Annotated in this window: 10 protein-coding genes and 2 pseudogenes; 7 read left to right on the top strand and 5 right to left on the bottom strand. The window is 69.0% G+C overall.

What is annotated here, in order from left to right; genetic code table 11:
- On the top strand, positions 1–809 hold an 809-nt coding region (locus tag FHR32_RS42660; RefSeq protein ID WP_184760271.1), incomplete at its 5' end, for a WD40/YVTN/BNR-like repeat-containing protein.
- A gap of 142 nt (positions 810–951) precedes the next feature.
- On the opposite strand, the gene thyX is transcribed toward FHR32_RS42660, so the two are convergent.
- A complete protein-coding gene (gene thyX / locus FHR32_RS42665) occupies positions 952–1,677 on the bottom strand; it encodes an FAD-dependent thymidylate synthase (protein WP_184760272.1) in 726 nt (241 codons plus the stop codon).
- A 208-nt stretch (positions 1,678–1,885) separates the two neighbouring features.
- The gene (locus FHR32_RS42670) at positions 1,886–4,027 is read right to left on the bottom strand and encodes an anthranilate synthase component I (protein WP_184760273.1); all 2,142 of its coding nucleotides are present in this window, start codon (positions 4,025–4,027) and stop codon (positions 1,886–1,888) included.
- Between the two features lie 267 nt (positions 4,028–4,294).
- Between FHR32_RS42670 and FHR32_RS47065 the strand changes: the two genes are divergently transcribed.
- Both FHR32_RS47065 and FHR32_RS47070 read left to right on the top strand, forming a co-directional pair.
- Positions 4,295–4,693 (top strand): helix-turn-helix transcriptional regulator, encoded by a 399-nt coding sequence (locus tag FHR32_RS47065; RefSeq protein WP_312882962.1) that lies wholly within the window; start codon positions 4,295–4,297, stop codon positions 4,691–4,693.
- Positions 4,694–4,704: 11 nt separating this feature from the next.
- A complete protein-coding gene (locus FHR32_RS47070; protein ID WP_312882963.1) occupies positions 4,705–5,247 on the top strand; it encodes a WYL domain-containing protein in 543 nt (180 codons plus the stop codon).
- A gap of 221 nt (positions 5,248–5,468) precedes the next feature.
- On the opposite strand, the gene FHR32_RS42680 is transcribed toward FHR32_RS47070, so the two are convergent.
- The gene (locus FHR32_RS42680) at positions 5,469–6,842 is read right to left on the bottom strand and encodes a GntP family permease (RefSeq protein ID WP_184760274.1); all 1,374 of its coding nucleotides are present in this window, start codon (positions 6,840–6,842) and stop codon (positions 5,469–5,471) included.
- Between the two features lies 1 nt (position 6,843).
- Positions 6,844–7,449, bottom strand: a complete 606-nt coding sequence (locus FHR32_RS42685; RefSeq protein WP_221466980.1) for a gluconokinase — start codon at positions 7,447–7,449, stop codon at positions 6,844–6,846.
- A gap of 135 nt (positions 7,450–7,584) precedes the next feature.
- Here FHR32_RS42685 and FHR32_RS42690 point away from each other — a divergent pair, with 135 nt between their 5' ends.
- The gene (locus FHR32_RS42690) at positions 7,585–8,310 is read left to right on the top strand and encodes a FadR/GntR family transcriptional regulator (protein WP_312882964.1); all 726 of its coding nucleotides are present in this window, start codon (positions 7,585–7,587) and stop codon (positions 8,308–8,310) included.
- Positions 8,311–8,365: 55 nt separating this feature from the next.
- On the opposite strand, the pseudogene FHR32_RS45665 reads toward FHR32_RS42690, so the two are convergent.
- Positions 8,366–9,541 (bottom strand): annotated as a pseudogene (locus FHR32_RS45665) (MFS transporter); the annotation flags it as partial.
- 65 nt (positions 9,542–9,606) lie between these two features.
- On the opposite strand from FHR32_RS45665, the gene FHR32_RS42695 reads away from it, so the two are divergent.
- From FHR32_RS42695 to FHR32_RS42705, 3 genes and pseudogenes are all read left to right on the top strand, one after another.
- A complete protein-coding gene (locus FHR32_RS42695; RefSeq protein WP_184760275.1) occupies positions 9,607–10,053 on the top strand; it encodes a helix-turn-helix domain-containing protein in 447 nt (148 codons plus the stop codon).
- Between the two features lie 251 nt (positions 10,054–10,304).
- Complete coding sequence (locus tag FHR32_RS45670) at positions 10,305–10,520, top strand: DUF3311 domain-containing protein (RefSeq protein WP_312882965.1); 216 nt, start codon at positions 10,305–10,307, stop codon at positions 10,518–10,520.
- A gap of 4 nt (positions 10,521–10,524) precedes the next feature.
- Positions 10,525–10,939: pseudogene (locus FHR32_RS42705) on the top strand (sodium:solute symporter); the annotation flags it as partial.

A 10,939-nucleotide genomic window follows, 5' to 3' on the forward strand; every position in this document is an offset into this window, starting at 1 on the left:
CGCTCACCCGCGTCTGGCAGCTCCAGCCCTCCCCGTCGGAACCGGACGTGGTCTGGGCCGGCGTCGAGCCGGGGGCGCTGTTCCGCTCCGAAGACCGCGGTGCCACCTTCTCCCTGGTGGAGGGTCTGTGGAACCATCCGCACCGGGCCCAGTGGCAGCCCGGCTTCGGCGGGCTCTGCCTGCATACCGTGCTGCCGCATCCGAGCGATCCGAAGACCATGGCGATCGCGGTCTCCTCCGGCGGCTTCTACCGCAGCAGCGACGGCGGAGCCTCCTGGGAGGCCGCCAACAAGGGGATCCGCGCCCCGTTCCTCCCCGAGGGATCGCAGTACCCCGAGTTCGGGCAGTGCGTGCACAAGGTCGACATGCATCCGTCCCGGCCGGAGCGGCTCTTCCTCCAGCACCACTTCGGCGTCTACCGCAGCGACGACTTCGGCGGCTCCTGGACCTCCGTCGGCGACTCTCTCCCCTCCGACTTCGGCTTCGCGCTGGCCGTGCACCCCGACCGGCCCGACACGCTGTACGTCTTCCCGCTCCAGGCCGACATCGACCGCACGCCCGTCGACCACCGCTGCCGGGTCTTCCGCAGCGACGAGGCGGGCGAGTCGTGGAAGGCCCTGGCCACAGGCCTTCCCGAGGACCCGGTCCACGCCGCCGTGCTGCGCGACGCGATGCACGCCTCGAGCGCGGGGATCTTCTTCGGCACCCGTGACGGCGAGGTGTACGGCTCCCGCGACGACGGGGAGAGCTGGTTCCCCGTCGCCCGGCACCTGCCGGACGTGCTGACCGTGCGCGCCGCACTGCTCTGAGCCGGCGGCCGGACCCGTCACGCTCATGACGTCCGTACTGCCCGGCACGCTCCGACATCGGGTGGGCGACGTGACCGAGATCCGCGTCTTCACGGTCGCCGATCCGGCAGACGCCCACCCGTGCCGGGCGCCGTCGACTTCATCAGGGGGCGGCGCGGCCGTTCGCCACGAAGGCGGCGTGAGTGATGGGCATGAGTCCGGCCCAGGCGGCCTCCATCTTCTCCGCCACCATCTCGATCTCCCTCTGCGGGAACGAGGGCACCTTGGCCTGCTCGTTCTTGGTGCGCAGGGACAGGAAGTGCATCAGCGAGCGAGCGTTGCACGTGGCGTACATCGAGGAGAACAGACCGACGGGCAGCACGGCCCTGGCCACCTCCCGGGCGATCCCGGCCTCCAGCATCTCCTGGTAGGCGGCGTAGGACTGCCGGTAGGCCGCCTCCATCGCCTCGCTCACCAGTTTGTGCTGCTCCTCGCTGCCCTCGACGAAGACGTACTTCCCGGGACGGCCCTCCTGGATCAGCTTCCGCTCTGTGCCCGGAATGTAAAAATTGGGCTGAAGCTCGCGATATCTCCCGCTCTCCTCGTTGTATGACCAGCCGACCCGGTGACGGTGGAACTCGCGGAAGACGAAGATCGGAGCGCTGACGAAGAAGGTCATCGAGTTGTGCTCGAAAGGGCTGCCGTGCCGGTCGCGCATCAGAAAATTGATCAACCCCTTGGACCGCTCGGGGTCTCTGTGGAGCTCCTCCAGAGACTGCTCCCCCGCGGTCGACACTCGCGCCGCCCAGAGCACATCGGAGTCCGAAGCGCTGTGTTTGACCAGTTCGACGGTGACGTCGTCGAGAAAGCGCGGCTGGCTTGGGTCCATGCGGAGACCTTCCGGTGACAGGAATGGGATGGAGGCAAGCCTAGCGCCGCTCTCGGCGGCACCCGCCGCCACACGGCGTGGCGCGGCGGAGGGCGATCTCCTGCGGTCTCGGCTCGGTTCCTCACACAGCCGCGGGCGGGCCCAGCCGGTCCGCCCACGGTCTCGGATCGATGGCACCCCACGGCTGCCGGGTGTGCCTTTGTGTGCCTTACACAGGAGTACGGCAGAGCCGGAGAACATTGGCGATGATCTTCGCTCCGGCACCGCCCTCGGCGGTGAGGATCGACTCGGGGTGGAACTGCACCGCGAAACGTTTTCTGGCCACGTCCTCGATCGCCATCACCGCGCCGTCAGGGGTGAGGGCGGTGGCGGTGAATCCGGTGACTCCCGGCTGCTTGGCGTGAAGGGAGTGATAGCGGGCGGCGGTGAACTCCTCCGGAAGCCCGTCCAGCAGCGCACTGGCACCGATCCGTCGCACTTGGCCGCGCTTGCCGTGCTCGGGGTAGGACAGCAGCTCAAGTGTTCCGCCCGCCTGCTCGACCATGCCCTGGAGACCCAGGCAGACGCCGAACACCGGCAGATCACGCTCGTAGAGCGCTCCGACCAGCCCCGCCAGGCCGAAGTCCGACGGCCAGCCGGGGCCGGGTGACAGCACCACGAGCGACGGCGCGACCTCGTCGATCATCTCCGCGGGGAAGCCGTGTCTGAGCGTGACGACCTCCGCGCCCTGCTGGCGGAAGTAGTCGGCCAGGGTGTTGACGAAGGAGTCCTCGTGGTCGACGAGCAGCACCTTCATACCCTCGCCCGGCTGCTCACGGGCCGTCTGCGGCGTGGCCTGCTCCTGCGGCGCGGCGCCGACCGCCGCCAGAGCACCGAGCAGGGCGCTGGCCTTGAGCTCGGTCTCCCGCTCCTCGGCTTCGGGGTCGGAGTCGAACAGCAGCGTGGCCCCCGCCCTGACGGTGGCGACGCCACCACGGATCTGTGCTGTGCGCAGGGTCAGGCCGGTGTTCATGGAGCCGTCGAACCCGATGTAACCGACCGCTCCGCCGTACCAGCGTCTGGTGGTGGCCTCGTGGTCCTCGATGAACTGCATCGCCCAGGTCTTGGGGGCACCGGTGACGGTGACGGCCCACATGTGGGTGAGGAAGGCGTCCAGCGCGTCGAACTCCGGCCGCAGGCGGCCCTCGATGTGGTCGACCGTGTGGATCAGCCGGGAGTACATCTCGATCTGGCGTCGCCCGATGACCTGGACGGTGCCCGGCACGCAGATGCGGGACTTGTCGTTGCGGTCCACATCGGTGCACATGGTCAGCTCCGACTCCTCCTTCACACTGGACAGGAGGGTGCGGATCGCCTCGGCGTCCTCGATCGGGTTGCCGCCACGGGCGATGGTGCCGGAGATGGGGCAGGTCTCGACGCGGTCGCCGCTGACCCGGACGTACATCTCCGGGGAGGCGCCGACCAGGTGCTCGCCCTCGCCGAGGTTGAACAGGAACTCGTACGGCGCGGGGTTGACCTTGCGCAGTCCACGGTAGAAGGCGGCCGGGTCGGTGCAGGGGGCGTGGAAAACCTGGCCGGGGACGACCTCGAACAGATCACCGCGGACGAACTTCTCCTTGGCCGCGGCGACGACCTGCGCGTAGGTGCCCTTCTTGGGATCGGCGGGCAGCTCGGTGGGGGCGGCGGGGAGCGGGACGCTCTCCCCTTCGCGGACGAGGCCGTGCGTGGAGGCACCGTCCACGGTGAACTCGTAGCGGTATTCCTTGCTGGTCTCCCGCTTGCGGTCGATCACCATCACCCGGTCGGGCAGGTGCAGCACGAGGTCGCGCTGGTCGGCGGCCCGGGCCAGGGCCTGCCGGATCGGCTCGAACTGGAAGGCCAGGTCGTATCCGAAGGAACCGTACAGCCCCAGGTGCCCGTCCTCACCGCTGAACGCGGCGATGACCTCGCGGATCGCGGTGAAGACCGTGGGGCGGCGGCTGCGCATCTCCTCGGGGAGGATCTCCTCTGACTCGGCGACGTAGACCTCGACATGGTCGGCGGTCGGCTCCCCGGTGGGCTTGCCCGCGGCGAGCAGGCAGGACGTGACGGCCGGCAGCACGACCCTGCCCCGCGCGTTCAGCGCGCGGGCGGCGATCCTGCGCCCCCTGGCCACGATCTCCAGGCAGGGGTCGACATAGGCCAGATGCCACCGGCTGTAGCGGCCGGGGTACTCCATCCCGGAGGAGAGCACGCCTCCCCGGCGCTCACCAAGCGTCGTGACGACGTCCTCGAGCACCGTCTCAGGCACATCGGACACCGTGACCTCGACGTCGATGCCACCGGCAGTGGTATATCCGCTCGTCTCCACTACAGCCTCGCCCCTTTTGATTTACTTTATGCCCAGAGGGGACGGACACAGAAAAGGCCGCCTGTCTGGGCGGCCGTCTGTCTGCTCGCGAATGCGAAACCTGCGCCGCCTAGAAGCGGCGCCACCACTGAAGGGCGTCCTGGTGTCGCATGGTGCAAACACTACCGGCGACAACCGTGATCATGCAACGTGACCGGCGGCGGCGACTCTCCGCCATCTTGCGTCCTCGGACGATCGGTCACGGAGCGGTCGGGCTAGGGTCGACGGATGCGTGCGGCCAGGTTGATGTCGATTGTGCTGCTGCTCCAGACGCGGGGAGGCATGACCGCCGCGGAGCTCTCGCGGGAACTGGAGGTCTCCGAGCGGACCGTACACCGGGATGTGCTGGCTCTGGGGCAGGCCGGGGTGCCGATCTACGCCGATCGTGGCCGGAGCGGGGGGTACCGCCTGCTGGAGGGATACCGCACCCGCCTCACGGGGCTGGACAGGGCGGAAGCCGAGGCGCTGTTCCTGTCCGGCGTTCCGGAGGCCCTGCGCGAGATGGGGTTGGGCCAGGTGGCGGCCACCGCGAGGCTGAAGGTCTCGGCCGCGCTCTCGCCCGGCGTGCGCGACGCGCCCGTGACCGCCGCGCAACGCTTCCACCTCGACGCCCCGGCTGGTTCGTAGGCGGGAGAGCGGTGCCCGAGCCGCTGGCGCCGCTGGCCAGGGCCGTGTGGGGCGACCACCCGGTCACCGCTCTCTACCGCGGGGCGGAACGGACGCTGGAGCCGTACGGACTCGTGCTCAAGGCCGGTGTCTGGTATCTGGCGACCCGTTCCGCGATCTACCGGGTGGACCGCTTCACCGAGGTCGAGATCCACTCCGACCGGCGCTTCGCCCGGGACCACGACTTCGATCTGGCGGCGTTCTGGGGCGAGCGCGCAGCCGAGTTCGCCCGGTCGCTCCTCACCACGTGCGTCACGGTACGGCTGAGCCCCATCGGCTGTCGCCGGCTGCCCCGCGTCGCCGACCCCGCGGCACTCGATGACGCGCTGGCGTCGGCCGGAGAGCCCGACGGCCAGGGGTGGATCACGGTGTCACTGTCCGTCGAGTCCCTGGACGTCGCCTACGATCAGCTCCTCCGGTTCGGCCCGGAAGCCGAAGTCCTCGGCCCGCCCGAGCTGCGCGCCCGCATGGCGGGGGCCGCCGCGACGCTGCACGGCCTCTATGGCCGGGACTGAGGCCCCCGCGGGCGTGCGGTCAGCGATACCCGGTCGCGTCGGCGGGTCTGCCCCTGTCCTGGACCTCCACGACGTAGCGCCATCGCGATCGCCCCTCCCGTGCCCCGTGTCGCTCCGGCGACCAGGGCGATCTTTCCCTTCAGCGTGTTCTGCATGAGGACGATGCCGACGAGGAAAGCGGCGGTGCGGGTCCCGCACCGCCACGGCGGCGAAGAGCGGCCTTAGACGACCAGGCTCAGCAGGAGGACCAGCACCAGGCCGGTCACCGAGATGATCGTCTCCATCACGGACCAGGTTTTGATGTTCTGACCGACGGTGAGCCCGAAGTACTCCTTGACCAGCCAGAAACCCGCGTCGTTGACATGGGAGAAGAACAGCGAACCGGCGCCGATGGCCAGGACGAGCAGCGAGGTCTGCCCCGTGTCGAGGTTGGTGACCAGCGGGGCCAGGATTCCGGAGGCGGTGACGGTCGCGACGGTGGCCGATCCCGTGGCGAGCCGGATCAGCACGGCGACCAGCCAGGCCAGCAGCAGCACGGAGATCCCGCTGTTCTCCACCCAGCCGGCGATGAGGTTGCCGATTCCGGTGTCGACCAGCGTCTGCTTGAAGCCACCGCCGGCGGACACGATCAGCAGGATCCCCGCGATCGGCGGCAGCGACCGCTCCAGGGACTTCGCGAGTGCCTTCTTGTCCATGGCGGCGCCACGGCCGAGGGTGAACATCGCGACGATGACAGCGATCAGCAGGGCGACCAGCGGCGTGCCGAGGAAGTCGAGCACGGTGCGGGCGGCGTTACCCTCGGCGGCGAAGATGTCGGCGAGGGCCTTGCCCATCATCAGCACGACCGGCAGCAGCACGGTGGCCAGGGTGACGCCGAACGACGGCCGCCGGGCCCCTTCCGTCTCCTGCCTGGTGTCGAAGAGTTCCGGGGCGGGCACGTCCACCCATCGGGCGGCGTACTTGGAGAACAGCGGCCCGGCGATGGCCACCGTCGGGAGGGCGACGAGCACGCCGAGAGCCAGAGTGACCCCAAGGTCGGCCTTCAGCGCGTCAATGGCGACCAGGGGTCCGGGGTGGGGAGGCACGAGCCCGTGCATCACCGACAGGCCCGCCAGCGCGGGGATCCCCACGCGGACCAGGGACAGCCCGGAGCGGCGTGCGACCAGGAAGATGACCGGCATCAGCAGGACGAGGCCGATCTCGAAGAACATCGGCAGGCCGATCAGCGCGCCTACCGCGGCCATCGCCCAGGGCAGGGAGCGAGGGCTCGACCGGCCGACGATCGTGTCGACGATCTCGTCGGCTCCGCCGGAATCGGCGAGCAGTTTGCCGAACATGGCCCCGAGCGCGATGAGCGTGCCGACCCCGGCCGCCGTACTGCCGAACCCCTTGGTGAAGCTGTCGATGGTGTCGGCCATCGGCAGGCCCGCGACGGCCCCGACCGCCAGCGAGCCCAGCGTCAGGCTCAGGAACGGATGCAGCCTGAAGTAGGTGATCAGCAGGACGATCAGCGCGATGCCGACGAGCGCTGCGGGGATCAGCCGGCCGGGTGGGATCGCGTCGGGGGCGGCGAGTGTGATCAGGACGGTGCTCACGTCACTCTCCTTGTTCTGTCCGGTTTCCGGAACCGGGTTCCGGACCGGTGGGGGTTGGGGGGTGGGACCGCGTCCGGAGAGGCGGCGCCGAGGCCAGGTAGGCCTCCACGAGATCGTCGACCGGCAGGCCGAGATCGAGGACGACCCCGTGCTCGTCCGGCCCGAGAGGCTCCAGGGTCTCGAACTGCGAAGCGACCAGCGAAGCCGGCATGAAGTGTCCCGGCCTGCCGGCCACCCGACGGCGCACGACCTCTTCCGCGCCGTCGAGATGGACGAAACTCACCGTGGGCGCCGACCGCCGCAGGACGTCACGGTAGGCACGCTTGAGGGCGGAACAGCTCACCACGCCCCCGGTGACGACGTGCTCGGCGAGCCAGGAACCGATCGCCTCCAGCCAGGGCAGGCGGTCACCGTCGTCGAGCGGGATGCCGGCTGACATCTTGGCGACGTTGGCCTCGCTGTGGAAGTCGTCGGCGTCCGCGTACGGCACGCGCAACCGCTGCCCGAGAGCGGCGCCCACGGTGGTCTTACCTGAACCCGTCACGCCCATGACGACGAGCAGCGGAGCGGCAGAGATCGATTCTGCCGGGTTTTGATCGGGATCCATCGGAAAGCCTCTCGTGTCGAGCTTTGCGAAAGCCTGACATGGTTAGTCATATGTAATCAAGAGTTAACTTCAATAAATCATATCTTTGACATGCGCCGGACGGGCCTGTGGGAGGACATGCAAGGATTGGTCGGCGTGGGAGACAATGACCAGACCAATTGGGGCCTGCATCACAGCGTCCTCGACAAGCTCGGCATGCTGATCGCCTCGAACGACCTCAACGCCGGTCAGGTGCTGAAGATCGAGGAGCTGGAGGTCCGTTTCGGGGTGTCCCGCTCGGTGATCCGCGAGACGATCCGCGTCCTGGAGTCGATGGGGCTGGTGAGCAGCCGCCGTCGCGTCGGCGTCACCGTGGCCGCGCGCGCGGAGTGGAACCTGTTCGACCCGCGGATCATCCGGTGGCGGCTCGCCGGACAGGAGCGCGACAGGCAGCTCAGGTCACTCGGCGAACTGCGCCACGGCATCGAGCCGGTGGCCGCGGCCCTCGCCGCACAGCATGCGACCCCCGAGCAGTGCGGCGTGCTGACCGGCGCCGTCATGCAGATGGCCGTGCACGGCAGGTCCGGAGACCTGGAGGCCTACCTGGCCGCGGACGTCCTCTTCCACCGCACATTGCTTGAGGCTTCCGGCAACGAGATGCTGGCCTCGCTCATCGGCGTGGTCACCGAGGTGCTGACCGGCCGGACGCATCATCACCTGATGCCGGCGCACCCCGAGCCGGCCGCGATCCGATGGCACGCGGAGGTCGCCCAGGCGGTGCAGTCGGGAGATGCCGCGGAGGCCGAACGCAGCATGCGCGACATCGTCGACGAGGCGACCCGGGCGATGCTGGGCGGCGCCCCCGGAGAGACTCGATCATGAACAGCCGGACACGCGGGAGGCCCGGCCGCCGATCATCGAGGGGCGGAAGACCCGGCATCAGCCAGAAGGTGGCGGCGGCCGCGACGACGACGGCCGCGCTCGCCGTGTTGAGCGCGACGGAAAGGCTCGCCGTGTCGCTCAGCGCCGGTCCGGCGAGCGAACCTGCCAGAGTGACCGCGGCCTCGGCGGCCAGAAAGGCGGCGGTGACCCGGCCGAGGAACGGTTCCGGTGTCGCGCGCTGCCGCCAGGTCTGAAGCGCGACCGCCACCGTGACCCCCGGGATCCCCGTCAGAGCCGTGGCGGCCAGGACGACAGGCAGCGAAGAGGCAGTGAACATCACGAGGAAGCCGGCTCCGACAAGAGCCTGCCCGACTCCGATCGCCGTTCTGGCGGTGACCCGTTCGACGATCCACCGGCTCAGGGGCGCCCCCACCAGATAGCCGCACCCCAGGGCGGACAGCAGGTATCCGACCTGGGTGCTCCCACCGAGACGGGCCATCCCGAACGGTACGAGCAGGGCGGTGAGCGCCGCGTTCGCAAAGAAGTAGACGCCCCCGGCGGCGATCAGACCGCGCAGGGCCGGGGAACGCCGGACGAAATCCAGCCCGTCACGGAGTTCGCGGAGCACGCGCCGCTCCGGTCCGGAGGACTGCTGTTCACGGGGCCGCGGCCGTGTGAACGCGATCGCCGCGGCGGATACGAGATAACCGGCGATGTCGGCGGCGATGACCGTGCCGATGCCGGAGGTCGCGAACAGCAGACCTCCGAGGGGAGCGGCCATCAGGCCGACGACACCGCCGGTCAGCGCGTTGAGGGCGTTCGCGCCCGTCAGCAGCGGCCCTCTGCCCACGACGGAAGGGGTGTGGGCCTGGGCCGCCGGATTGAACAGCACCGTCGCGAGGCTCTCCCCGAGCAGCGCCAGGTAGACGATCCAGAGAGTCTCCGGGGTCCGCGCCAGGAGGACGAGAGCGATGACCGCAGCGCGGATGACGTCAGTGGCGATCATCAGCCTCCGCCGATCGCACCGGTCGGCCAGCACGCCGGCGAACGGCCCCACCAGCAGAACCGGCAGGTATTCAGCGGCGAGCGTCATTCCGGTGGCGAGGAGCGAGCCGGTCAGGGCGTAGACATGGGCGGGGACCGCGACGACGAGAAGCCACGTGCCGAACACGCTGACCAGCCTGGCCGTCCACAGCAGCCGGAAGTCCCGGACACGCAGTGCCTGCAGCACGATTCCCCCTTGAACTATTCTCTTAAGAGAGAACAGCTCCGCGTATATTCTGTCAAGATATACGCATGGATCATGTCGAACTGGGTCGGCTCCTCCGATCTCGCAGGGCCGCGCTCGGCAGGACCGTCGCCACGGTCGCCGCCGACGCCGGACTGTCGATGCCCTATGTGGCCAACCTGGAGAACGGCCGGGGCAACCCCACCGTCTCCGCCCTTGATCGGCTCGCCGACGCACTCGGCACACGGTTGACCGTCACCTTCAGCGGCCCGGGCACCGGCCACACAGGCGCGGTCGCGCCGGCCTCACTCACACGGTTCGCCCAGACCCGCTACTTCCGGCGGGAGGTGAGCAGACTGGAAACCCTTCTGGGAGACGACTCGCAGACCGTCCGCACCCGGCTGCTGGACGCGTTGGCGGCGGTCGCCCACGCACTCGGTCGCGACCTTCATGAGCACGACTGGCGGCGACTGCTCGACGCCGTCATCCTCGTTCTCGCCCACCCGGCCGACTGATCGGCGTCCAGGGGTGGAGACGACGGGGAGAACCGCGCGACGGCCCAGGGAAACCTGGGCGCCGTTCTCGGTCCGGACCGAGCGCCCGGGCGCTCATGCTGCCCGCCCGAGGAAACCCGATCTACCATTCGCCGCGCCAACCGCTCCGCTCGGCGCTTGGTGATCGAAATGAAAGGCTCATGTAATTACGCTGCCGGTCAGTTGGCGAGACAGCTGTAGCGGATCTGCCCCCTCTTCACCTCGAGGAGACCGTGTTGACCACACCTGACAGGGATCGGAGCGATCGCAGTCCATGGAACTGGCTGTTGGTCCTGCCGATCATCCTACCTTTGCTGCCATTTCTCTTCAACGCCGACGGACCCCGGATCTTCGGTTTCCCGAGGTTCTACTGGCTCCAGCTCGCCTTCATCGCGGTCGGCGTCACCTGCACCACGATCGTCTACCAGATGACCAAGCGGAGGCGATGACCCCGTGAGCGAGCACCTTACCGAGATCATCGTCTTCTCCGTGCTGTTTCTGCTCGTCAGTGGCATGGGGTTCGTGGCCGCGCGCTGGCGCCGCCCGGACAACCTGGCCACCTTGGACGAGTGGGGACTGGGCGGCCGGAGCTTCGGAGCGTGGATCACCTGGTTCCTCGTCGGCGGCGACCTCTACACCGCCTACACCTTCGTGGCCGTGCCCGCCCTGCTCTGGGGCGCGGGCGCCACGGGCTTCTTCGCCGTGCCGTACACGATCGTGGTCTATCCGATCGTGTTCCTGGTGCTGCTGCGACTCTGGTCGGTCTCGCACGTGCACGGCTTCGTGACGCCGGCCGACTTCGTCCGGGCCCGCTTCGGCTCCCCCCTGCTGGCACTGCTGATCGCGATCACCGGCATCGTCGCGACGA

The organism is Streptosporangium album, from assembly GCF_014203795.1.
Lineage (GTDB): Bacteria > Actinomycetota > Actinomycetes > Streptosporangiales > Streptosporangiaceae > Streptosporangium > Streptosporangium album.